This is a genomic window from Paenibacillus sp. IITD108 (genome assembly GCF_036541265.1).
Taxonomy (GTDB): domain Bacteria; phylum Bacillota; class Bacilli; order Paenibacillales; family Paenibacillaceae; genus Pristimantibacillus.
Genome location: NZ_JAZHCT010000005.1, coordinates 153,535 through 177,421, shown reverse-complemented (window position 1 = coordinate 177,421; position 23,887 = coordinate 153,535). Strand labels below are relative to the sequence as shown.

At 45.8% G+C, this 23,887-nt stretch carries 20 protein-coding genes; all 20 read left to right on the top strand.

The window, feature by feature from the left end; all coding sequences use genetic code 11:
- Nucleotides 1-99: 99 nt before the first annotated feature.
- The 20 genes from pyrH to V1L65_RS06160 all read left to right on the top strand — a co-directional run bounded on the left by pyrH (nucleotide 100) and on the right by V1L65_RS06160 (nucleotide 23,848).
- The gene (pyrH, locus tag V1L65_RS06255) at nucleotides 100-828 is read left to right on the top strand and encodes a UMP kinase (protein WP_331698233.1); all 729 of its coding nucleotides are present in this window, start codon (nucleotides 100-102) and stop codon (nucleotides 826-828) included.
- The gene (gene frr / locus V1L65_RS06250; RefSeq protein WP_331698231.1) at nucleotides 828-1,382 is read left to right on the top strand and encodes a ribosome recycling factor; all 555 of its coding nucleotides are present in this window, start codon (nucleotides 828-830) and stop codon (nucleotides 1,380-1,382) included. Before pyrH ends, frr begins: the two co-directional genes overlap by 1 nt.
- A 111-nt stretch (nucleotides 1,383-1,493) precedes the next feature.
- Complete coding sequence (locus tag V1L65_RS06245; protein ID WP_331698229.1) at nucleotides 1,494-2,258, top strand: isoprenyl transferase; 765 nt, start codon at nucleotides 1,494-1,496, stop codon at nucleotides 2,256-2,258.
- Nucleotides 2,259-2,283: 25 nt separating this feature from the next.
- The gene (locus V1L65_RS06240; protein ID WP_331698228.1) at nucleotides 2,284-3,078 is read left to right on the top strand and encodes a phosphatidate cytidylyltransferase; all 795 of its coding nucleotides are present in this window, start codon (nucleotides 2,284-2,286) and stop codon (nucleotides 3,076-3,078) included.
- A gap of 17 nt (nucleotides 3,079-3,095) precedes the next feature.
- On the top strand, nucleotides 3,096-4,235 hold the full coding sequence (locus V1L65_RS06235; protein ID WP_331698351.1) for a 1-deoxy-D-xylulose-5-phosphate reductoisomerase: 1,140 nt from the start codon (nucleotides 3,096-3,098) through the stop codon (nucleotides 4,233-4,235).
- 90 nt (nucleotides 4,236-4,325) lie between these two features.
- Nucleotides 4,326-5,588, top strand: a complete 1,263-nt coding sequence (gene rseP / locus V1L65_RS06230; protein ID WP_331698226.1) for an RIP metalloprotease RseP — start codon at nucleotides 4,326-4,328, stop codon at nucleotides 5,586-5,588.
- Nucleotides 5,589-5,598: 10 nt separating this feature from the next.
- Nucleotides 5,599-7,047, top strand: coding sequence for a proline--tRNA ligase (proS, locus tag V1L65_RS06225; protein WP_331698225.1), 1,449 nt, complete (start codon nucleotides 5,599-5,601; stop codon nucleotides 7,045-7,047).
- 43 nt (nucleotides 7,048-7,090) lie between these two features.
- Nucleotides 7,091-11,407 (top strand): PolC-type DNA polymerase III, encoded by a 4,317-nt coding sequence (locus V1L65_RS06220; protein WP_331698224.1) that lies wholly within the window; start codon nucleotides 7,091-7,093, stop codon nucleotides 11,405-11,407.
- A 321-nt stretch (nucleotides 11,408-11,728) separates the two neighbouring features.
- Nucleotides 11,729-12,190: a ribosome maturation factor RimP gene (gene rimP / locus V1L65_RS06215; protein WP_331698223.1), complete on the top strand. Its 462-nt coding sequence runs from the start codon at nucleotides 11,729-11,731 to the stop codon at nucleotides 12,188-12,190.
- A 34-nt stretch (nucleotides 12,191-12,224) separates the two neighbouring features.
- Nucleotides 12,225-13,322, top strand: coding sequence for a transcription termination factor NusA (gene nusA / locus V1L65_RS06210; RefSeq protein WP_331698222.1), 1,098 nt, complete (start codon nucleotides 12,225-12,227; stop codon nucleotides 13,320-13,322).
- A 61-nt stretch (nucleotides 13,323-13,383) separates the two neighbouring features.
- A complete protein-coding gene (rnpM, locus tag V1L65_RS06205; RefSeq protein ID WP_331698221.1) occupies nucleotides 13,384-13,695 on the top strand; it encodes an RNase P modulator RnpM in 312 nt (103 codons plus the stop codon).
- On the top strand, nucleotides 13,685-14,017 hold the full coding sequence (locus tag V1L65_RS06200; protein ID WP_331698220.1) for a L7Ae/L30e/S12e/Gadd45 family ribosomal protein: 333 nt from the start codon (nucleotides 13,685-13,687) through the stop codon (nucleotides 14,015-14,017). Before rnpM ends, V1L65_RS06200 begins: the two co-directional genes overlap by 11 nt.
- A gap of 16 nt (nucleotides 14,018-14,033) precedes the next feature.
- Nucleotides 14,034-16,595 (top strand): translation initiation factor IF-2, encoded by a 2,562-nt coding sequence (gene infB / locus V1L65_RS06195; RefSeq protein ID WP_331698219.1) that lies wholly within the window; start codon nucleotides 14,034-14,036, stop codon nucleotides 16,593-16,595.
- 7 nt (nucleotides 16,596-16,602) lie between these two features.
- Nucleotides 16,603-16,959 carry a 30S ribosome-binding factor RbfA gene (gene rbfA, locus V1L65_RS06190; RefSeq protein WP_331698218.1) on the top strand — a complete coding sequence of 119 codons (357 nt, stop codon included), beginning with the start codon at nucleotides 16,603-16,605 and terminating at the stop codon, nucleotides 16,957-16,959.
- Nucleotides 16,959-17,951, top strand: coding sequence for a DHH family phosphoesterase (locus tag V1L65_RS06185; RefSeq protein ID WP_331698350.1), 993 nt, complete (start codon nucleotides 16,959-16,961; stop codon nucleotides 17,949-17,951). Before rbfA ends, V1L65_RS06185 begins: the two co-directional genes overlap by 1 nt.
- Nucleotides 17,952-18,869, top strand: a complete 918-nt coding sequence (gene truB, locus V1L65_RS06180; RefSeq protein WP_331698217.1) for a tRNA pseudouridine(55) synthase TruB — start codon at nucleotides 17,952-17,954, stop codon at nucleotides 18,867-18,869.
- An 81-nt stretch (nucleotides 18,870-18,950) separates the two neighbouring features.
- Nucleotides 18,951-19,898, top strand: coding sequence for a bifunctional riboflavin kinase/FAD synthetase (locus V1L65_RS06175; RefSeq protein WP_331698216.1), 948 nt, complete (start codon nucleotides 18,951-18,953; stop codon nucleotides 19,896-19,898).
- A gap of 204 nt (nucleotides 19,899-20,102) precedes the next feature.
- Entirely contained in the window at nucleotides 20,103-20,372 is a 270-nt protein-coding gene (gene rpsO, locus V1L65_RS06170; protein WP_331698215.1) for a 30S ribosomal protein S15, read from the top strand.
- Between the two features lie 93 nt (nucleotides 20,373-20,465).
- Nucleotides 20,466-22,568 carry a polyribonucleotide nucleotidyltransferase gene (gene pnp / locus V1L65_RS06165; RefSeq protein WP_331698214.1) on the top strand — a complete coding sequence of 701 codons (2,103 nt, stop codon included), beginning with the start codon at nucleotides 20,466-20,468 and terminating at the stop codon, nucleotides 22,566-22,568.
- 281 nt (nucleotides 22,569-22,849) lie between these two features.
- Nucleotides 22,850-23,848, top strand: a complete 999-nt coding sequence (locus V1L65_RS06160; protein WP_331698213.1) for a polysaccharide deacetylase family protein — start codon at nucleotides 22,850-22,852, stop codon at nucleotides 23,846-23,848.
- Nucleotides 23,849-23,887: the final 39 nt, after the last annotated feature.

The window sequence follows — 23,887 nt, the reverse complement described above, 5'->3', positions numbered from 1 at the left end:
GCCCCGCCTTCTTTTCTTAAAAATTAGTTGATCTTGCATTTTCAAAAAACATTTTAATTGCCTCATGCTTGCATGAGGTGCATGATGGAGGTATTTCAGTTGGCACATCCAGTATTTAAACGCATCGTTTTGAAAGTAAGTGGCGAATCATTGTCGGGGCAAGAAGGTTACGGAATCGAAGCTTCCGTCATTTCTTCCATTGCCAATCAGGTGAAAGAAGTGATCGACCTTGGAGTAGAGGTGGCTATCGTTGTCGGCGGCGGCAACATTTGGAGAGGAATTGCCGGCTCTGCAAAAGGGATTGATCGTGCAACTGCTGACTATATGGGCATGCTGGCTACAGTGATGAATTCACTTGCGCTTCAAGACGCGTTGGAACAAATTGATGTCCCAACTCGTGTACAAACTTCAATTGCGATGCAGCAAATTGCTGAGCCGTACATTAGAAGACGTGCTATTCGCCATTTGGAAAAAGGCCGTGTCGTTATTTTTGCAGCTGGAACCGGTAATCCATTTTTTTCAACGGATACTACTGCTGCGCTTCGTGCTGCTGAAATCGAAGCTGAGGTTATTCTGATGGCTAAAAACAAAGTGGATGGCGTATATTCTGCAGATCCATTCAAAGACAAGTCTGCTGAGAAGTTTGAAGAGCTGACATATATGGATATGCTTAATCGTAATTTGGGAGTTATGGACTCGACAGCATCCTCCTTGTGCATGGATAATAATATTCCGCTTATCGTATTTTCGATTACTGAAAATGGAAACATTAAGCGTGTTGTATTGGGTGAAAAAATTGGAACAATTGTGAAAGGGAGTGCTAAGTAATGCCTCAACAAGTGAAAAAGAATGCGGAAGAGCGTATGGAAAAAGCGATAAGCGCCCTGAAGAGAGAACTAGCATCGCTTCGCGCGGGTAAAGCTAGTCCAGCGCTGCTTGATCGTATTCAAGCTGAGTATTATGGTGCAATGACACCTCTTAATCAATTAGCAAACATAAATGCTCCTGATTCCAGAACCCTTCTTATTCAGCCTTGGGATAAGTCCTCGCTGGCTGCAATCGAGAAGGCGATTTTGAAATCTGATTTGGGACTAACACCTTCCAACGATGGTTCAGCGATAAGAATCGGTATTCCGATGCTTACGGAAGAACGCCGCGCTGATCTTGTCAAGGCTTCTAAAAAGTTCGGCGAGGATGCTAAGGTTGCGATCCGCAATATTCGCCGTGACGCAAATGACGATGTTAAAAAGCTTGAGAAGACGGATATTTCTGAAGATGAATCACGTCGTCATCAGGAAGATATTCAAAAATCGACAGATAAATTTATTGCTGAGGTCGATAAAGTGCTTGCAGCAAAAGAAAAAGAAATTATGGAAGTCTAACATACAATCGCCCCTCTGGGAGGCGGAATTGGTCTTGAAATTCTTGAAGAAACCGCGCATCTTAAGATGGCGTTGTTTCTTCTTGTTGATTTCGGTTTGGGGGGAAGCAGGATGATTAAGCGACTTCTGGCCAAGTTAGGCATTTCGTCCTTGCCGCAGTCGAAATCGCAAGCAATGGATAATGTGCCGCAGCATGTTGCTATAATTATGGACGGAAATGGCCGTTGGGCTAAAGATCGCGGTCTGCCTCGCGTTGCGGGTCATCATTCCGGTATGAAGACAGTGAAGCGCATCACGATGGAGGCAAACAGGATTGGCGTTAAATATTTGACGTTGTATGCTTTCTCAACAGAAAACTGGAAACGACCCAGGGATGAAGTGGAATTTCTAATGAAGCTGCCTCAGCAATTTTTGGAAATTGAGCTAAAAGAGCTTATTTCTAATAATGTACAGGTCAGAATGATGGGTTATAGGGATGATTTGCCTGAGCACACCTTGAAGGCTGTGGAAGAAGCTATTGCCAAAACGGCTGGAAATACAGGGCTTGTATTAAATTTTGCTCTAAATTATGGCAGTAGAATGGAAATGCTTGCAGCCGTTCGGGATATTGCCGCGGATGTTAAAAATGGAAAACTGCAGCTTGAGGATATTGATGAGCAATCCATGTCGCAAAGGCTGTTAACAAAAGAGATGCCTGATCCGGATTTGTTGATCAGAACGAGCGGGGAGCTGCGACTTAGCAACTTTATGCTTTGGCAGTTGGCCTATAGTGAGCTTTGGTTTACAAATGTATATTGGCCGGAGTTCAAGGAAGCTCATTTTCTTGAAGCAATTGAACAGTATCAGCGACGCATTCGGCGTTATGGCGGATTATAAGCTCAAAGACGGAGTGTGACGACAGTTGAAACAACGTATCATTACAGGTGTCCTTGCCGGCGCATTTTTTATTGCTGTAGCAGTTGCAGGCGGAAATTGGTACGCAGCTTTAATGATTTTGCTTGCTGTTATCGGGTTTTATGAGTTCGCCCGGATGAACGGACATAAGTGGTATGACAGCATGACGCTGCTTGGTTATGCGGCCATGCTATATGTTGTGCTTCCATGGGAGCATTGGGGACTTGCAGCCCCATCCGCGATGCAAATGATTTGGCTGCTAGTTTGTTTATTGCTGGTTGTCACAGTAATAACTAAAAATCGCAAAACGATAGACCATGCAGCGCTTATGCTGCTTGGCGCCATCTATGTGGGTTATGGCTTCAATGCTATGATTGAAGTGAGATTAATCGAGAATGACGGTTTATTTTGGGCGTTTATCGCATTTGGATCGATATGGTCCTCTGATGTAGGCGCATATTTCTCAGGCAGAGCGTTTGGCAAAAACAAGCTGTGGCCCGAAATAAGTCCTAACAAAACGATTGAGGGTGCAATTGGCGGTGTTGCGCTTGCTGTTATTGTTGCTGTTATCTTCTCGCTATGCGCTCCTTCTATCGTATCTATCGGACATGCCGTAATCATTGGTTTGCTAGCTGCAATTGCCGGCCAGCTTGGCGATTTGATGCAGTCTGCCTATAAGCGAGTAAAGGGCATTAAAGATACTGGCACTTTGCTGCCGGGACATGGCGGAGTGCTGGATCGCTGCGATAGCTGGCTGATTGTATTCCCGCTGCTTCTGCTTACGGGATTAATCCCTTTATAGAGGAAGGAGAAGCAATGATGAAAAAAATTGCACTGCTCGGCTCGACAGGTTCTGTAGGAACGCAAACATTAAATATTGTATCGCATCATCCTGAACAATTTCAGGTAACCGCTTTGACGGCGGGGAATAATATTGAACTGCTTATTAAGCAGGCTAAACAATATAATCCGGATCTGGTATGCCTGGCAACGAAGGAGCTGGCAGAGGAAGCGCGGCTTCATTTGCCGGCTTCAATGCGTATCGTGTACGGTGAGGAAGGTCTGATTGAAGCTGCCTCGATTGAAGAAGCGGATGTCGTTGTAACCGCAATCGTGGGCAGCCGCGGTTTACCCGCCACACTAGCGGCGATTGATGCAGGCAAAACCGTTGCGCTTGCAAACAAGGAAACATTAGTTACAGCGGGGCATCTGGTAATGAAGCGTGCTCGCGACCGCGGAGTGGCAATTGTCCCCGTAGACAGCGAGCATTCGGCATTGTTCCAGTGCTTGAACGGTGAGCCAAGAGAGGCTGTTAATACATTGACGCTGACTGCATCAGGCGGTTCATTTCGCGATCGGTCGCGTGATGAACTTGCGAATGTTACTGTTGCAGACGCACTCCGGCACCCTAATTGGTCCATGGGAGCAAAAATTACAATCGATTCTGCGACGATGGTGAATAAAGGGCTGGAGGTCATCGAAGCGCACTGGCTTTTTGATATGCCTTATGATCGTATACAAGTACTCATGCATCCTGAAAGTATTATTCATTCCTTTGTAGAGTTTAAGGATCACAGTATTATTGCACAGCTGGGAGACCCGGACATGCGCGTGCCGATTCAGTATGCTCTTACTTATCCAGAGCGTTGGGCAACGCCTACCAAAAGACTTGATCTAGCAGCTATTGCCAAGCTTTCTTTTCGTGAGATGGATTACATAAGGTTTCCTTGTCTTAAGCTTGCCTATGATTGCGGAATAATGGGGCAGTCTGCTCCAACTGTTTTTAATGCTGCCAATGAAGTGGCTGTCGCAAGATTTTTGCGAGAGGAAATTTCGTTCCTTGATATAGAACGAGTTTTGGAGACCGTTATTAGCCGTCATGAAGCTGTTGATCTTCCTGATGTGCAAAGTATTGCTGAAGTAGATCTTTGGGCGAGACGACTAGCGTCAGAGATTTAAGCCGATCCTGCAATTATGGTTCTCTTGTATCGGATAGGAGAATAATGATAATCTATGTACAGGCCGTAATGAACAGGAGGCTATACCTATATGCATATGATTCAAATTGTATTTTTGACAGTGGCCGTATTTTTTGTCATTGTGACGATTCACGAGTGGGGTCATTTTATATTTGCTAAGCGGGCAGGCATTTTAGTTCGTGAGTTTGCCATTGGCTTTGGTCCTAAGCTGTTGTCAATTAAACGCGGAGAAACAAAATATACACTGCGGCTTATACCAGCTGGCGGATTTGTCAGAATGGCTGGAGAAGACCCCGAAATTGTCGAAGTGCAGCCAGGCCAAACGATAGCAGTCCGGATAAAAAACAATGAAGTAACGGCTATATATCTTGATCGCTTGGATGAGCGCAGCAATGTAATGCGCGGCGAGGTGCAGGCTGTTGATTTGGAGAAAGAGCTTTCGCTTACTTTGCTTGTAGACGGGGAAAGTGAAACCTTTGCCGTACAGCGTGAAGCACACATTATTGCTAGAGGATCGGAAACGCAAATCGCTCCAATCGATCGACACTTTAACAGCAAAACGCTGCCGCAGCGCGCCATGACTATTTTTGCCGGTCCGCTTATGAATTTTATTCTAGCTTTTTTGCTGTTTGGCACTTACATTCAAATGGCTGGCGTAGCAGAGAAGCTGCTTATTAATCAGGTTTCTGATGGGATGCCGGCCCAATCGGCCCAGCTTCAGTCAGACGATGTGATCGATGCCGTCAATGGTGAGAAGATCGGTACGGATTTCGGAAGAATGATTGATATTATCGGAGATTCTGCCGGCGTACCGATTACACTTGATATTATTAGAGCCGGCCAGCCGATGCAAGTGAAGCTGACGCCGGTGCCAGATGAAGCAGGAGTCGGCAAAATAGGCGTTACCTCCAAATATGCCACACGTCCTGCGACTGCGGGTGAGACTGTATCCAAATCAGCTTACCTTATGAAAGAAATGTCGATCAACATTTTTAAAAGCTTGAAAATGCTCGTTACCGGACAGTTTAAGCTGGATGATTTGGGCGGACCTGTAAGGACTGCCGAAATGACTAGCCAAATTGCTAGGCAAGGAATCGTACAATTAACACAATGGACCGCATTGCTCAGCTTATATATTGGAATATTCAACCTGCTGCCAATCCCTGCTCTGGATGGAAGCCGATTAATCTTCCTTGGCCTTGAAGCCGTCCGCCGCCGTCCGCTTGACGCTTCCAAGGAGAGCTTAGTTCATTTTGTAGGTTTTGCGATGCTGATGCTGCTGATGCTTGTCGTGACCTATAATGATATTTTACGGTTAGTAAGAGGGGAGTAGTCAATAGAACATGTCCAAAGATAAACAGTTTGTTACAGAAATTACACCGCAAAGCGAAGACTTTTCGAGATGGTATATCGATGTCATCAAAAAAGCTGAGCTAATGGATTATTCTCCAGTACGCGGCTGTATTGTATTTCGTCCGGAGGGATATGAGCTTTGGGAAAATATTCAGCGTGATTTGGATCGCCGTTTCAAAGAAACGGGTCATCGCAACGCATATTTTCCATTGTTCATTCCCGAGAGCTTTTTCCAGAAGGAGAAGGAGCATGTTGAGGGCTTTAATCCCGAATTGCCATGGGTAACCGAAGCAGCTGGCGAAAAGCTGGAGGAAAGACTGGCTATTCGTCCGACCTCAGAGACGATGATTGGACATATGTATGCGAAGTGGATTCAATCGTATCGCGATCTGCCTGTTTTGATCAATCAGTGGGCTAACGTTGTGCGTTGGGAGAAGCGCACTCTTCCATTCCTTCGTACAAGCGAGTTTCTATGGCAGGAAGGACACACAGCGCATGAAAACGAGGAAGAAGCGCGCGCCGAAACGATGCAAATGCTCGACGTATACACTTCCTTTGTCGAAGAGTTTCTTGCTATCCCTGTTATTAAAGGGGAAAAAACGCCGTCTGAGCGGTTTGCAGGGGCTGTAGATACGTTCTCGATTGAAGCGATGATGAAGGATGGGCGGGCAGTTCAAGCCGGGACATCCCATTATTTGGGCACAAAATTTGCAGATGCTTTTGATATCAAATTCCTTGACCGTGAAAACAATTTGCAATTTTGCCATACCACTTCATGGGGCGTAAGTACAAGATTGATCGGTGCGTTAATTATGGTGCATGGCGATGACCGCGGATTGGCATTGCCGCCGAAGGTTGCGCCGACACAGGTTATTATGATTCCAATTGGACCAGCCAAAACAAGAGAACAAGTCGTAGGCAGAGTAGACGAGCTTTACGCGGAGCTGAAAAAAGCAGGTGTTCGCGTTAGAGTCGATGACCGCTCCGATGTAAGCCCTGGCTGGAAGTTCAACGAATACGAAATGCGCGGCATTCCGCTCCGTCTCGAGCTTGGACCAAGAGATATGGAAAATGGACAAGTTGTACTTGTCTCCCGCATTACCGGCGAGAAGCGTATAGTGGAACAAAGCAGGCTCGTCCAAGAGGTTGAAGCAATGCTGGCGGAAACCCAGCAAGAAATGTATAATCGCGCCAAGCAATTTATGGCTGATAATTCACAGGTTGTAGATACGCTTGACGAGATGAAGCAATTGTTCCAGGAAAAGCGCGGCTTTGTTGAAGCAGGCTGGTGCGGATCTGCGGCATGCGAAGCGCAAGTGAAGGAAGAGACGGGAGCGACAAGCCGTAATATACCGTTTAACCCAAGCGTTCAAAAATCTTCTTGTCTTGTTTGCGGTGATGAATCGAAGCATACTGTAGTTTTTGCTCGTGCTTATTAAGAGCTGATTGGTATTCAGCTCGGATTGATGGGAGAGGAATGGAATGAGCCTATCCACTGAGAAGCGGCAGCGGTTTGAGCTGCTATTGCAGCATACGGGCCTGCCGCAGGATCTAATTCAATCTTATTATCAAGATGGTTATATTAATCAGGTTATAGTAAGCAAGAACAATCGCGAATGGACGTTTTGCATATGCAAAACGTCCATAGTGCCATTAATGGCTTATCGCGCGCTTGTACAAGCTGCCGAATTGAAATTCAAAGATATAGCCTCTGTTTCCTTTCAATTTACTTATGATCCTATTGTTGAAACAGGAAACATAATGCTGCAGTACTGGCCGCTGTTTCTGGAATGGATTCAGCAGCAAATTGCATCTGTGAATGGCTGGCTGCATAAAAGCACCCTGGAAGCCGAAGGGGATCTGCTTACCATATCATTGCTTGATAATACAGGACTTGAATTAGCTAGAAAAAAACAAATTGATGAATTTATTATTCGTTTTTACAGGCAATTTTTTATGCGAGAGTGCCGGGTCAAGCTGGTGGTTGGAGAGTCGAGAGAAGAAGTTTACGAACAATTTATGCAAAAGATTGAACAGGAGGAACGGGAAACTGTTCAGCAGCTAATGGCCGAGGCCTATTCGGAATCAACGGCTGCCGATGGCGATAGCGATGAAGCTGTACGGCTTGCCGTAGGTTATGACATTCGCGAAGAGGCTACGCCTCTTATGAATATTCACGATGAAGAAAAGAAAATAACGGTACAAGGTTCCGTGTTCGGGCTGGATGTGAAGGAGCTGCGCAACGGGAGCACGTTATTTGTTTTTAATATAACTGATTTTACAGATTCCATAGCGATGAAGATGTTTGCCAAGACGAAGGAAGATGTGAAGGTTCTTTCGCAGCTGTCTAACGGCAAATGGATAAAAGCGCGGGGCCGCATAGAATACGACCGTTTCATGCAGGAGCCTGAGCTGGTCATGATGCCGAATGATTTGCACGAAATCGGCTCGCCGCCAGATCGGATGGATCGTGCCGAGCTCAAGCGAGTGGAATTTCACTTGCATACGACGATGAGCACGATGGATGCGGTCGCTTCTATCGATGCCTATGCGAAGATGGCTGCCAAGTGGGGGCATAAGGCGATTGCTGTGACAGATCACAGCAATGTGCAATGCTATCCGGACGCCGTTAAGGCTGCTAAAAAACACGGCATTAAGGTATTGTTTGGACTTGAGGCCAATGTCGTTAATGACGCGGTGCCAATGGTGATCAATTCGCGTCCTGAGCCGCTTGCTGAAGGCACGTATATTGTATTTGATATTGAGACGACGGGGCTTTCCGTCATTAATAATAAAATTATAGAGCTTGCCGGCGTGAAAATGAAGGAAGGCAAGGAGATTGATCGCTTCTCCACCTTCATTAATCCGCATGAAAGCATTCCTTATAACATTCAGCAGCTGACTAATATTAATGATGAAATGGTAAAGGATGCGCCTGAGCTTGAGCCAAAGCTTAAGGAGTTTTTAGCATTTATCGGCGATGATATACTAGTAGCTCATAATGCCCGCTTCGATATAGGCTTTATTCAAGCAAATTGTAAGTCGTTGGGCTTGCCGGAGGTTAATAATCCGGTGCTTGATACGCTCGAATTAGCCCGGTTTTTACATCCAACGATGAAAAATCACCGTCTCAATACGCTGGCTGATAAGTATAAGGTTAGCCTTGAAAATCATCACCGCGCGATCGATGACTCCATCGCCTTGGGAGGCGTGCTGTTTGGCCTCATCCAGGATGCCGTTGAACGAAAAATCGTTGATTTGCATCAGCTGAACGATTATGTCGGCATGGACTTATCCAACACCCGCCCCTTCCATTGTAATATTTACGCGCTTAATGCCGATGGCAAAAAGAACTTATTCAAACTTATTTCCTTATCGCATACTGAATATTTTAAAAGGGTAGCAACGATTCCAAAGAGTAAGCTTACAGAGCTAAGAGAAGGACTATTAGTAATATCAGGCTGCGAGAAGGGCGAGTTTTTTGAAACGGTACTGAATAAATCCTATGAAGAAGCGAAGGACGTAGCAGAATTTTATGATGTGCTGGAAATTCAGCCCATCGATTTCTATATGCATCTGGTTGAGAAGGGGCTTGTGCGCAGCCGTGCCGAAATTGAACAGGCAATGCGCCGAGTATGCGATATTGGCGTTGAATTGAACAAGCCGGTTATTGCAACCGGGAACGTTCATTACCTCAATCCTCGCGACAAAATTTATCGGGATATTACGATTCATGGCATTACCGGCTTTAGTCCGCTGAAGAGCATACGCAAGCCGGACGCGCATTTGCGCACAACAGAGGAAATGCTGGAGGAGTTTGCTTTCTTGGGCGATGCAAAAGCCTTTGAGGTTGTTGTTACGAATACAGCTGATTTGGCCGAACGCTTTGAGAAATATGATATGTTCCCCAAAGAGCTGTTTACTCCTAACATAGAAGGCGCCGATGAAGAAATTAGAAGCACCTGCTACAATACGGCAATCAGCATGTATGGCGAGCCGCTGCCGCAAGTAGTCGTCGACCGTTTGGAAAAAGAACTTGTTCCTATTATTAAATATCGTTTTTCAGCGAACTATCTTATTTCGGAAAAGCTTGTTAAAAAGTCGAATCAGGATGGTTATCTTGTAGGCAGCCGGGGCTCGGTCGGCTCTTCAGTGGTCGCAACTTTTCTAGGCATTTCAGAAGTTAATCCATTGCCAGCGCATTACTTGTGCAAAAATCCAGACTGCCGCCACAGCGAATGGATTTTAGATGGAAGCGTGCCAAGCGGTTTCGACCTGCCGGACAAAAATTGTCCGGAATGCGGCCAGCCGATGAAAGGCGAGGGCCAGGACATTCCTTTTGAAACGTTCCTGGGCTTTAAAGGGGATAAGGTTCCGGATATAGATTTGAACTTCTCAGGAGAATATCAACCTGTTGCGCATAACTATACCAAGGTTCTGTTTGGTCCGAAAAATGTGTTCCGTGCCGGCACGATTGGCACCGTTGCAGAAAAAACGGCATATGGCTTTGCGAAAAAATATGAGGAAGAGCATCATAAAAAGTGGCGAGGCGCAGAGCTAGCCAGGCTCGCAAGCGGCTGTACAGGCGTGAAGCGCAGCACGGGGCAGCATCCGGGCGGTATCGTTGTTGTACCGGACTATATGGATGTTGAGGATGTTACGCCAGTACAATTTCCGGCTGATGATGTGACAGCGGAGTGGAAAACAACGCATTTTGACTATCACGCCTTCGATGAGAATTTGCTCAAGCTGGATATACTGGGACACGATGATCCGACGATGATGCGTATGCTTCAGGATTTGACGGGCGTCGATCCGACGACTATTCCAATGAACGATCCAAAGGTTATGAGCTTGTTCAACTCGACTGCTGCACTTGGCGTTGAGCCTGAGAAAATTCGCTCTTCGGTAGCTACTTACGGCGTACCGGAGATGGGAACGAAGTTTGTGCGTCAGATGCTTCAGGAAACACAGCCGTCTTCCTTTGCCGACTTGCTGCAAATTTCAGGCTTGTCACATGGAACAGGCGTATGGCTGGGCAACGCGCAAGAGCTTATCAAAAATGGCACCTGCAACATTAAAACCGTTATAGGCTGTCGTGACGACATTATGCTTTATTTGATCTACAAAGCTAATATGGATGCTGGCTTGGCATTTACAATTACAGAGAGCGTGCGTAAAGGCCGCGGCCTTACGCAGGAATGGATAGAGGAGATGAAGCGCTGCAAGGTTCCGCAGTGGTACATCGATTCCTGCCTGCGCATCGAGTATATGTTTCCGAAGGCGCATGCTGCGGCTTACGTTATATCTGCAGTGCGCACAGCCTTTTTCAAGCTGTACTATCCGATCGAATTTTATGCGACTTATTTTACCGTTCGCGCGGATGACTTCGACATTGAACTGTTATGCCAAGGTTACGATGCCATTCTTCGCAAGCTGGTGGAGATTGAAGCAAAAGGGTTTAATGCAACGCCTAAGGAGAAGAGCATGGTATCTCAGCTGGAGATGTCGCTGGAGATGACCGCCAGAGGCTTTTCGTTCAAGCCGATTGATTTGTACCGGTCCGAGGCTACGAAATTTATCGTGGACGGAAATTCACTGATTCCTCCGTTTGCTGCGCTTGCGGGCATAGGCGACAATGCAGCGCGCAATATCGCGGCGGCGCGTGAGGATGGAGAGTTTTTGTCTGTAGAAGACTTCCAGATGAAATCGAAAGCTACAAAAACAATTATTGAGATGCTTAGCGAGATGGGCTGCTTTAGAGGGTTGCCGGAAAGCAACCAGCTTTCGCTCTTTTAGAAAGCGTATAGGGGACATTAAGGGGCTGTCGATTAATTGTGCGCAACAACAGCGGTCGGAATCCCATTTTTGATCGCAGTGGTCCCCCTTTCTATTGCTTGCTGCTTTTCTCCACAATTAATCGAAAGTCTCCTTTAGCGTTTTAGAGTTGTGTTTTAGACAGCTAGAAATCATTTCTTGTCACTCTTCGTTGATTATGATATAATTTTTGTGGAAATGATGATAGTGACATTTGATGCAGAAGAGTGGGGAAACCCACTCTTTACGTTTTGTAATGGAAAAATTCTCATTAGCGCGCAACAAACAGGAGGTTATTTTAATTTGAGCACATCCCATATCAAATCCGCTGTTGAGGCTATGGTACAACCCTATCTCAATGAACATGGCTTTGAACTGGTTGACATTGAATATGTAAAAGAAGGAAGCAACTGGTTTTTACGATTATTCGTAGATAAGGACGGCGGAATCGACATTGATGAATGCGGTCGTATTAGCGAGTACGTCAGCGAGCAGTTGGACAAGGAGGATCCGATCAAGGAGGCCTATTTTCTTGAAGTTTCTTCCCCAGGCGCAGAGAAGCCGCTTAAAAGGGCTGAGGATGTACATAAAGCAATCGGCCAGCATGTATTTATTACAACCTATGAACCAATTGGCGGACTAAAAGAATTTGAAGGCTACCTAGAGGCATTCGATGGCGAGAATGTCGTTGTTCGTATAGGAAAAAAAGATCATACGATTCCATATGCAAAAGTAGCAAGCGCACGTCTTGCAGTTGTTTTCTAGTGTACAAGATTATGAAGGGAGGAACATCGTTCCAATGAGTATGGATTTTATTGAAGCATTACATGAGATAGAACGTGATAAAGGTATAGCTAAGGATGTGCTTCTTGAAGCGATTGAAGCAGCGCTAATTTCAAGCTACAAACGTAATTTCAATACTGCGCAAAATGTGCGGGTAGACATTAATAGACATAGCGGTGTTATTAAGGTATATGCTCGCAAAACAGTAGTAGATGAGGTGCTTGATCCGCGTCTTGAAATATCAATTGAAGCGGCTCGCGAAATTAATCCGCATTATCAGCTGGATGATATTGCGGAGATTGAGGTAACACCGCGTGACTTTGGCCGTATTGCAGCGCAAACGGCAAAGCAGGTCGTTACCCAGCGAATTCGTGAAGCTGAACGAGGCCTTATTTATAATGCATTTATTGATAAGGAAGAGGATATTGTCAACGGTATCGTGCAGCGTCAGGATACGCGTAATTTGTTTGTTGATTTAGGCAAGGTGGAAGCGGTGCTGCCGTTGACTGAGCTGATGCCGACAGATAAATTCAAGCATGGCGATCGTGTGAAGTCCTTTATTACTAAAGTGGAAAACACGACGAAAGGCCCTCAAATTATTTTATCCCGAACACATCCGGGCCTGCTTAAGCGTTTGTTCGAGCTGGAAGTGCCGGAAATTTATGACGGCGTGGTAGAAATTCGCTCAGTAGCTCGCGAAGCGGGCTTTCGCTCGAAAATCGCTGTGCATTCGCGCAATAGCGAGGTTGATCCGGTTGGCTCCTGCGTAGGCCAGAAGGGCTTGCGCGTGCAAACGATCGTAACTGAGCTGAAAGGCGAGAAAATTGATATCGTGCGCTGGTCAGACAATGTGGAGGAATATGTGGCCAATGCGCTTAGCCCATCCAAGGTGCTTGAGGTTATCGTGTTTGAGCAGGAGAAGATGGCGCGAGTAATTGTGCCGGATTATCAATTATCGCTTGCGATCGGGATTAAAGGTCAAAATGCAAGGCTTGCCGCTAAATTGACTGGCTGGAAAATTGATATTAAAAGCGAGTCGCAAGCCGAGCAGGAATTTGGCCGTCCTAAAACATCAGCAGAAACGATGCATCAAGATTCGGTTTCCTTTGATTGATCGTTTTAAGCAAGCGGGTCCTTAGTAAAGGACGATCGATTTCGCAAAGGAGGGGTGTGCGGTGAGACCAAGAAAAGTACCGCTTCGAAAATGTGTAGCCTGTCAGGAAATGATGCCGAAGAAGGAGCTTATTCGGGTTGTACGGACACCGGCCGAAGAGATTATGATAGATCTTTCGGGTAAAAAAGCGGGGCGAGGCGCTTATTTATGCGGTAAAGTAGGTTGCTTTCAGTTGGCTCGAAAAAACAAGGCTCTCGATAGAGCTTTGAAACAATCTGTCAGTGAGGCGATTTACGAACAACTAGAGCAACAGTTTATTGCAGTAGAGGAGCGGTTTATCGCTAATAAGGAGCTGGCTGGAGATGAAGACTAATAAAAGTCTTTCGCAGCTGGGCATGGCGATGAGAGCAGGGAAGCTGATTTCTGGCGATGAAATTGTTCTCAAGGCAGTCCGGCAGCGCAAGTGCAAGCTCGTTATTATCGCCGCCGATGCTTCATCCAATACCAAAAAGAAATTTGCAGATAAATGCCGCACCTACGGAATACAACTCGCCGAAGCATTCGACCGCGAACAGCTGGGAAAAGCAATTGGTAAACCAGATCGGGTAGTACTGGCGATTACGGATACGCAATTTGCAGCTATGATTGCGAGTCATTTGAGCTATTATACGGAGGTGGATCCTATTGAGCAATAACAAAATCAGTAAGGATATGAAAGATAAACTGCGCGTCTATGAATATGCAAAGTCTTTAAATATGAGCAGTAAAGAAATTATTACAATATTGAAGCGGCTGGATCTTCCAGTCAACAACCATATGAGCGTTATGGAGCCTGAAATGGTGCAAAAGGTAGAAGGTTTCTTCCGTGACATCAAGGCCAATGCAGCTGCTAAGCGCGCTCAAGAAGCAAAACCTACAAATCAAGATAGACAGGGGCCAATGAAATCCATTAATATGACAACTCAAACATCAGAACAAAAACAAAACACTAATACTACAGTTTCTAATCAGTCGCAGCCAAAAGAAGAAAAACAAGCAGCGACACAAAGTGTACGGACAGCTGAAAGACCGGCAGGCCGTTCCAACAATAACACAGGCGCACAGCGCAGCTCCTCCAATCAGCAGGGCGGCAATCGCGGCGGTCAGCATAGATCGAACCAAGAGGGCTCGAGTAATCAGTCGTCTCAAGCTGGACGTTCAGCTGGTCAAGGTCAAGGCGGCAACCGCAGCCATTCCAATCATGGAGGCGGACAAAAGCAGCAAAACAATACGCGCACAGATTCTGCAGCCCGTTCCAATCAGCAGCAGCCGCAGGGAAGAACGAGCACGGAAGATAAAACAAACCGTTCTGAAGACAGATATTCTTCAAACAACAATAGTTCGAATCGCGGTAAGGGCGGTCAAAGAAAATTTGATGACAATAACTCAAACCGTCAAAATAATTTTAGAGGCAACAACCGTAATAATCGTGGCCGCAATAATAGGCAGGCTCCACAGCCGCCTCGCGAAAAAATCGACAATACACCTAAGAAAATTATCGTTCGCGGCACGTTAACGGTGGGTGATCTAGCAAAGCTGCTTCATAAAGACGCTTCTGAAGTAATCAAGAAGCTTATGTTTTTAGGTGTTCTGGCTACGATTAACCAAGAAGTGGAAATGGAAGCTATTCAACTAATTGCTGATGAATACGGCGTAGAAGTTGAAGTGAAAATTCCAGTGGAAGAAGATGCGTTTGAAACGATCGAAGAAGTGGATGATGATGCAGATCTTAAGCTTCGCCCTGCTGTCGTCACAATTATGGGACACGTCGATCACGGTAAAACGACGCTTCTTGATTCCATTCGCAAAACAAATGTATCTAGCGGCGAGGCTGGCGGTATTACCCAGCATATCGGTGCTTATCAGGTAGAAATCAACGGCAAGAAAATTACGTTCCTTGATACTCCGGGTCATGAGGCGTTTACGTTGATGCGTGCACGCGGCGCTCAAGTTACTGATATTACTATTATTGTAGTAGCAGCGGATGACGGCATTATGCCGCAAACCGTTGAAGCAATCAGCCATGCCAAAGCTGCCGGCGTTCCAATTATCGTTGCAGTCAACAAAATCGATAAGCCTGAAGCTAATATAGATCGCATCAAGCAAGAAATGACGGAGTATGAGCTTGTCCCTGAAGAATGGGGCGGAGATACGATCTTCGTTGAAATTTCAGCGAAGCAGCGTATCGGAATCGAAGGCTTGCTCGAAATGATTCTTCTTGTAGCTGAAGTTAATGATTTCAAAGCAAACCCTAACAAGCGTGCTCGCGGTACAGTAATTGAAGCTGAGCTTGATAAAGGTAAAGGGCCTGTAGTCCGAATACTTGTTCAGCACGGCACACTTCGCATTGGCGATGCTTTCGTGGCGGGCAACTGCTTCGGCCGTGTCAGAGCAATGGTAAGCGACCGCGGCCGCCGCTTGAAGGAAGCGGGACCTTCAACGCCTGTTGAAATTACCGGCTTGACGGAAGTGCCTCATGCAGGCGATCCATTCCTTGTGTTTGAAGATGAGCGCAAAGCGCGCACAATTGCTGAACGCCGTGCGGTGAAGCACCGTCAAAGCGAAATCGGCGCCAATACTCGAGTTACGCTGGACGATCTTTACAACCATATTAAAGAAGGCGAAATTAAAGATCTGAATGTTATCATTAAAGCTGACGTTCAAGGCTCTTCTGAAGCACTTAAGGGCTCCCTGGCCAAAATCGAAGTAGAAGGCGTCCGTGTCAAAATTATTCATAGCGGCGTAGGAGCTATTACGGAATCTGATGTTATTTTGGCATCCGCATCGAATGCGATCGTAATTGGCTTTAACGTTCGTCCGGATCCGCAAGCAGAAGCTACAATCGCTTCTGAGAAGGTTGATGTTCGGATGCACCGTGTTATTTACAGCGCAATTGAAGAAATTGAACAAGCTATGAAGGGCTTGCTTGATCCGATTTATAAAGAGGTCGTTATCGGCCATGCTGAGGTGCGCAACGTATTTAAGGTTACTCGTGTAGGTGCAATCGCCGGTTGTATGGTAACCGATGGAAAAGTAGCGCGAAATGCTGAGGCTAGAGTGGTTAGAAGCGGCATAGTTGTATATACTGGTAAAGTGGATTCGTTGAAACGATTCAAGGATGATGCCAAGGAAGTTAGCCAAGGCTTCGAATGCGGTATAACGTTAGAGCGTTTCAGCGACTTCAAAGAAGGCGATATTATCGAAGCATTTGTCATGGAGACAGTAGAGAGGTGATTTAAGCATGGCAAAAATTCGAGTAGGCAGAGTCAGCGAGCAAATTAAAAAAGAGCTGAGTCAAATTATTCAAATGGAGCTTAAAGATCCGCGCATCGGCTTTATTACGGTAACAGGTGTAGAGACGACAAGCGATTTGTCTCAAGCGCGCGTCTATTTGAGCGTACTTGGCAATGATGAGCAAAAAGAAGCTACGTTAAAAGCGCTGGCAAGAGGGACTGGTTTCCTTCGTTCAGAGCTTGGCAAACGTATGAAGCTTCGCCATACCCCAGAGCTTCTGTTCAAATTCGATAACAGTATCGAGTACGGAAGCCGTATCGAGTCGTTGCTTGACGAAATTAATAATGGAAATGATAAGCAATGATGACGGCCCACAAGGAATATATGGAACAGCTGGAGCAGGCGCTGGCCTTTATTCTTGAAGGTGACTCTTTTCTTGTAGTTTCTCATGTCCAGCCGGACGGCGACGCTATCAGCTCAACCGTCGCCGTCAGCTGGCTTCTCAAACAGCTTGGCAAAGCCTCTGTGCTAGTTAACGAAAGCGAACTGCCAAGCCGCTTGAATTATTTATACGATTTTGATCGTATCGAACGCTACAGTGAAGATAAATTTCAAGAATCGTTCGACCGTATAATCGCTGTTGATTGTGCCGACTTTCACAGAATAGGCGAAGTCAGCCGATCATTCGGGGTTAACTCGCAATTACTTAATATAGATCATCACCCTACGAATAACGGCTTCGGCGCTGTCAATGTCATACGGCCTGATGCCGCTGCAACAGTAGAAATTTTGTTTGATTTGATTGAGCTTGCCAAGCAACCGCTTGATCTGGATTGCGCTACCGCAATTTATACAGGCTTAATTACTGATACAGGTGGATTTAGGTATTCGAATACTAGCCCGCGGGTAATGGAAATTGCTTCAAAGCTGCTGGCGGTAGGAGTATCTGGCTATTGGCTGGCAGACTGGCTGCTGGAAAAAATGACGATCGGCAAGCTTAAATTGCTGCAGCTCGCGCTTAATCGTCTTACTTTCAGTGACAACCTTGAAATAGGCTGGCTTTATATCGATCAACAGGATATGAAGAATACAGGGGCTGTCTCGGAAGATATTGAGGGCATCGTCAATTATGCGCTTAATGTGGACGGAGTAGAGGTTGGCATTTTGATTAAAGAGAGTAAAGACGGATCGCTGAAGGCAAGTCTGCGTTCTGCGGGAAAAGCGAATGTGGCGCAGGTTGCGCAGCAGTTTGGCGGTGGGGGTCATACAAGAGCGGCAGGCTGCAAGCTTGATGGCACGATTGAAGAGGCTACTGCACAATTGGTGGAAGCTGTCAGAAAGGCGTTGGTAATGTAGATGGACGGCATTTTGGCAGTATGGAAACCGGAAGGTTGGACTTCTCATGATGTAGTAGCAAAAGTACGCCGACTATTGAAGATGAAGCGGATTGGTCATGCCGGTACGCTTGATCCGATGGTTACGGGCGTACTTCCTTTATGTCTAGGCCGTTCTACGCGCGTAGTAGAATATGTGCAGGACAGGCCTAAGGCCTATACGGCTACTTTAAGGCTGGGCATTGCAACAGATACAGAGGATATAACGGGAGATGTTATAGAGCGCTCTGATCATGTTTCAGTCTCGCTTGAGCAGGTACAAGCAGCGCTGACCAGGTTTGAAGGGACAATTGATCAGGTGCCGCCCATGTTCTCAGCCGTTAAAGTCGACGGAAAGCGGCTTTATGAGTTGGCTAGAGAAGGAAAGACGGTTGAGCGGAAATCTCGTAAAGTGCATATATATCAAATCGAATTGCTCAGCACGAATCTGCAGGCGGAGGAACCGGAAATAACGTTTTCTGTGGAATGCTCCAAGGGCACTTATATTCGTACTTTATGTGTGGATATAGGCAAAGCTTTAGGAGTACCCGCAACGATGGCAAAGCTCATTCGTACTATGTCGGGCGGCATAACAGAAGAGAGCTGCTTGACAATCGAGCAAATCGAGCAATTGGCGCAAGCCGATAAGCTAACCGATCATTTGCTGGCTGCTGATGAAGCGATCTCTCATATCCCAGAGTCAGTTGTTGATGATGCTATAGGGGAGCGCGCGCTGCAGGGCCAGAAGATTCGGCTGCAAGCGGCAAATATTCAACAAGCTGAATGGGAGAACGGGCAAATTGTCCGGCTGTACAATCGTTCGAGAATATTTTTGGGCATTTTTCAAATAGATACGGCAGCTAGTCTTTTGAAGCCGATTAAAGTGTTTTCTGCTATTTAAGTTTATCGCAGATGCAGATCTATTCAAGGCTTTAAATAAGGCAATGCCGAATAGTTCATCAGGAATGCAGGTGTTTCAGCATTGGACATTATACCAATAAGCTATCCATTACAAAACTTGCCTCTTACACTTAATACACAGCTTTCGCTTGCTATCGGCCATTTTGACGGGGTACATAAAGGCCATCAAAATGTGATCGGACAGGCTGTTAAAGTTGCGCAGCAAAATAATATGCGGGCAGCCGTTATGACATTCACTCCTCATCCTAAAGCAGTGCTCGGCAGAGGCGCTCATTATGACGAATGCTTAACCCCGCTTCATGATAAAACAGCGATATTTGCCAAGCTCGGCGTTGAAGTTGTTTTTGTTATGAAATTTGATTTGCAGTTTGCGTCTGTATCGCCTGAGCAATTTATTGATGAAGTAATAAAAAAGCTCAATGTAAAGCATATCACTGTCGGTTTTGACTTTAGATTTGGCAGTCGCGGAGCTGGTGATCCTGCCATGCTCAAGGAGCTCTGCTTGCCGCAGATCGGCGTATCTGTCGTAGAGCCTTTATTTGATAATGGCCAAAAGGTGAGCAGCACATTTACCCGGCAGCTGCTTAAGGAAGGCGATTTGAAGCATGCAGAAAGGCTGCTTGGCAGACCATATACCATTACAGGCACAGTCGAGCGTGGCGACGGCAGGGGAAGCACAATTGGTTTTCCAACTGCTAATTTACGCTTTAATGATCCTTATGCCGGCTTAAAGCTGGGCGTTTACGCTATTAAGGCAGAAGTGAATGGGAAAATGTACGGCGGTGTATTAAATTACGGAATTAAGCCAACATTTAATAAAGAAGACATTAAGCCTGTCATGGAAGCTCATTTGTTTGATTTCAATCAAGATATTTATGGGAAAGCTGTAACCGTACATTTTATTGATTTCATCAGATCAGAGCAGCGCTTCGGATCCGTTGCGGAGTTAATTGCTCAAATTAATAAGGATGCCGAAACAGCAAAAAGCATCGTTAGCGTAGGGCGGTAAAAAGCATCTTTCGAAGGTGCGGCAAAGCTGTTTATGTTTGAGTAAAGGAAATCGCTCGACAAACGAAGAGACAATATGGTATACTTTACATCGTTATTGCTTGTTATACAATTGTATAATATAGCAGTTGAACCATAGCTTGGGTGCATGATCTCACCGACGGCAACGAGGCTATTGGCGATTATGAAAAGGAGGTGAATGAGGATGGCAATTACACAAGAGCGTAAGCAAGAATTGATCGAAGAGCACAAAACACACGCGAGTGACACTGGTTCTGCAGAGGTACAAATCGCTATCCTGACGGAGAATATTTCTAACTTGACGCAGCATTTGCGCGAGCACAAGAAAGATCATCATTCCCGTCGCGGTTTGCTTAAGATGGTAGGTCAACGTCGTAAAATGTTGGCATACTTGAAGAACAAAGATATCAGACGCTACAGCGCACTGATTGAAAAACTCGGCCTTCGCCGTTAAAACAAGCGACATGAAAAGCAACCTGATTGTCCCGGTTATCGACATGATAATAGGAATCGGGTTGCTTTTTGTAATAGGAAAAGGAGGAATTAAATGATACACCGTGTAGAGATGACGCTTGGCGGAAGACCGCTGTCCCTGGAAACGGGCCGGTTGGCTAAGCAAGCAAATGCTGCAGTTACTGTGCGATATGGCGATACTGTTGTGCTTTGTACTGTTACAGCATCAACAGAGCCGAAGGATCTAGATTTTTTTCCGCTGACTGTAAACTATGAAGAGCGTTTGTATGCAGTAGGTAAAATCCCGGGCGGATTTATTAAGCGGGAAGGCAGACCTAGCGAAAAGGCGATTCTATCCAGCCGTTTGACAGACCGGCCTATACGTCCGCTATTTCCGGAAGGATTCCGCAACGATGTGCAAATTGCTAATATCGTGATGAGCGTGGATCAGGACTGCTCGCCAGAAATTGCGGCCATGATTGGAACTTCTGCGGCGCTGGCTATTTCTGATGTTCCTTTTAATGGGCCAATAGGCGGTGTTACCGTCGGCCGTATTAACGGGGAGTATATGATTAACCCTACGGTTGAGCAGGAGCAGGAAACGGATATTTTCGTAGTCGTAGCTGGAACGAACGACGCAATCATGATGGTGGAAGCAGAGGCTAATGAAGTGTCTGAAACCGTTATGCTGGAAGCGATAATGTTCGGCCATGAAGAAATTAAAAAGATTGTAGCAACAATTAATGAGCTTCAAGCTATTGCAGGAAAAGACAAGATGGCAGTTCAGCTGCATGCAGTAGATGAAGCGGTTAATGAGGCTGTACGAGCATATGCTTCTGCAGATCTTGTCGCTGCTATTAAAATTGCAGAAAAGCATGCCCGTCAAGATGCTATTGACGAAGTAAACAACAGAACAGTTGTGCATTTTGAAGAAATTTACGCTGACAGTCCTGAACTGATGGCTGACGTAAAAGAAGTGCTGTACGATATTGTAAAAGAAGAAGTTCGCCGCTTGATTACTCATGATAAAGTAAGACCAGACGGCAGAGCACTTGAGGAAATTCGTCCGATTGAGTGCGATGTAGCATTGCTGCCGCGTACGCATGGTTCGGGCTTGTTTACTCGTGGACAAACGCAAGCGCTAAGCATTTGTACGCTAGGTGCAATGGGAGACGTTCAAATTTTGGATGGCATATCGCCGGAAGAAACAAAACGCTTCATGCATCATTATAACTTCCCGCCATTCAGCGTTGGCGAGGCTAGACCGCTTCGTCCTCCAGGCCGTCGCGAAATTGGACATGGTGCTCTTGGTGAACGCGCTCTATCCAAAGTTATTCCGTCTGAGTCAGAATTCCCGTACACGATTCGTTTAGTGTCCGAGGTGCTAGAATCCAACGGTTCTACCTCACAAGCAAGCATTTGCGCGAGCACGCTGGCGATGATGGATGCAGGTGTTCCAATTAAAGCGCCAGTAGCAGGCATTGCAATGGGACTGATTAAAGATGGCGAGCAATTCTCGATCCTGTCCGATATTCAAGGCATGGAAGACCATCTTGGCGATATGGACTTTAAAGTTGCCGGCACGCCAGCGGGTGTTACTGCCATCCAAATGGATATTAAAATTGCGGGCATCGATCGCAGCATTCTTGAGCAAGCGCTTGAGCAGGCACGCCAAGGCCGTATGCACATTTTGGGCAAAATGCTTGAAGTTATGTCCGAATCAAGAACAAGCCTATCTCAATATGCTCCGAAAATTTTGACGCTGCAAATCAATCCGGATAAAATTCGTGATGTTATCGGTGCAGGCGGTAAAATCATTAACAAAATCATAGAAGAAACCGGCGTTAAAATTGATATCGAGCAAGATGGTATGGTGTTTATCGCTTCTTCTAATGAAGAAATGAACAAAAAAGCAAGGGCGATCATTGAAGGTATCGTCAAAGAGGTTGTCGTCGGCGAAGTTTATTTGGGCACAGTAAAGCGCATTGAGAAGTTCGGCGCATTTGTTGAAATATTGCCAAATAAAGACGGTCTTGTTCATATTTCGCAGCTGTCCACTGAGCGTGTTGCCAAAACAGAGGACGTAGTGAAAATTGGGGATCAAATTACTGTGAAAGTAACGGAAATCGACCAGCAAGGCAGAATTAATTTGTCGCGCAAAGCGGTATTAACGCCGGAAGTTCCAGCTCAATCCTAGGATTGGATGGAATTTCCCTTCCATACAAAACGTTCGAAGAGCCAGATGAAATCTGTCTCTTTTTTATTTTAAAGTATAAGAAAGTAAAGTTCTTGTAATCTTATATCAGTTTTTATATTTCATCGGTAAACGCGCCTGTCCAAAGGACGGCGGAGCCTTTTATCCTTGATAAAAAAATGTTTACATAACAGCGTCCAAGCTGTCATACATTGGTGATAAGCATGATGCTGCTTGTACGAGTATTTTTGTCTCGCCAGGCGGCATGAAATGGAGTGATGCCAATGTTATGGATGCGTAAAGGTGCGGCTATTGCCGGCACTATTTTAGCATTGCTGATTTTTGTTCGGTTAAATTCAGATGTGGCCTTTTTTATAAAAAGCCTAAAGAGCAGCAAGGAAAGCCAGTTGGTTTGGAGCAGCAAGCGCACAGAGGCAGAGGAGCAGCTGTACGAGCGCATTGTTGCAGAAGCAAAAAACCAGTATATCGCTCCTATTAATGCAAGAATCGATCGTGTATGGCATGCTATACCTGGCTATAACGGCTTGGAAGTGGATGTAGAGAAAACGTTCCAGGCAGCCCGATTAAACCCAAACTCAGACATTATTCCATTTCATTATGCAGAGGTTGAGCCGGACATAAAGCTTGAACAGCTGGGGGCTCATCCTGTTTATCGCGGCAATCCGAATAAAAAAATGATTTCCTTTATGATTAACGTAGCTTGGGGCAATGAGTACATAGAAGCTATTTTAAAAACTTTACGGGATGAGAATGTGAAGGCTACTTTTTTTCTCGATGGAAGCTGGTTGAAAAAAAATCCGGATATAGCAAAGCAGATTCAAGCTGAAGGACATGAAATGTCCAATCACGCTTATTCGCATCCGGATATGAAGCTGCTTGGCCGAGCGGAGCAGCAGTCGCAAATACAGCGGACAGAACAGCTGCTGGAGTCGGTGCTGCAGGTCAAAAATCGACTGTTCGCCCCGCCGTCAGGCTCTTATAATAAGGCTACCGTACAAATCGCAAGAGAGCAGGGGCTGCAAACGGTTTTATGGACGATCGATACGGTTGATTGGCGCAAGCCTCCTGCAAGCTCTATAGTAACAAAAATTACGAATCACTTGGAGCCTGGCGCACTGATTTTGATGCATCCTACTGCCAGCTCTCGCGATGCTTTGCCCGGGATGATAAAAGCAGCTAAAAAAAGAGGATATGCAATCGGTACTGTCAGTCAGACCTTGTCGTCCGAGCGTATTGATGCCGGAGCAGTTGAGGGGAAGTAGCGATTCTGATATAGTGGACTTATTCATAGTTTAGGAGGA

Excerpts from the sequence above, each read along its gene's own strand:
- frr (WP_331698231.1), top strand. The coding sequence starts at position 828 with ATGCCTCAACAAGTGAAAAAGAATGCGGAAGAGCGTATGGAAAAAGCG.
- V1L65_RS06245 (WP_331698229.1), top strand. The coding sequence starts at position 1,494 with ATGATTAAGCGACTTCTGGCCAAGTTAGGCATTTCGTCCTTGCCGCAG.
- V1L65_RS06235 (WP_331698351.1), top strand. The coding sequence starts at position 3,096 with ATGAAAAAAATTGCACTGCTCGGCTCGACAGGTTCTGTAGGAACGCAA.
- rseP (WP_331698226.1), top strand. The coding sequence starts at position 4,326 with ATGCATATGATTCAAATTGTATTTTTGACAGTGGCCGTATTTTTTGTC.
- proS (WP_331698225.1), top strand. The coding sequence starts at position 5,599 with ATGTCCAAAGATAAACAGTTTGTTACAGAAATTACACCGCAAAGCGAA.
- V1L65_RS06220 (WP_331698224.1), top strand. The coding sequence starts at position 7,091 with ATGAGCCTATCCACTGAGAAGCGGCAGCGGTTTGAGCTGCTATTGCAG.
- nusA (WP_331698222.1), top strand. The coding sequence starts at position 12,225 with ATGAGTATGGATTTTATTGAAGCATTACATGAGATAGAACGTGATAAA.
- V1L65_RS06200 (WP_331698220.1), top strand. The coding sequence starts at position 13,685 with ATGAAGACTAATAAAAGTCTTTCGCAGCTGGGCATGGCGATGAGAGCA.
- infB (WP_331698219.1), top strand. The coding sequence starts at position 14,034 with ATGAAAGATAAACTGCGCGTCTATGAATATGCAAAGTCTTTAAATATG.
- rbfA (WP_331698218.1), top strand. The coding sequence starts at position 16,603 with ATGGCAAAAATTCGAGTAGGCAGAGTCAGCGAGCAAATTAAAAAAGAG.
- V1L65_RS06185 (WP_331698350.1), top strand. The coding sequence starts at position 16,959 with ATGACGGCCCACAAGGAATATATGGAACAGCTGGAGCAGGCGCTGGCC.
- truB (WP_331698217.1), top strand. The coding sequence starts at position 17,952 with ATGGACGGCATTTTGGCAGTATGGAAACCGGAAGGTTGGACTTCTCAT.
- rpsO (WP_331698215.1), top strand. The coding sequence starts at position 20,103 with ATGGCAATTACACAAGAGCGTAAGCAAGAATTGATCGAAGAGCACAAA.
- pnp (WP_331698214.1), top strand. The coding sequence starts at position 20,466 with ATGATACACCGTGTAGAGATGACGCTTGGCGGAAGACCGCTGTCCCTG.
- V1L65_RS06160 (WP_331698213.1), top strand. The coding sequence starts at position 22,850 with ATGTTATGGATGCGTAAAGGTGCGGCTATTGCCGGCACTATTTTAGCA.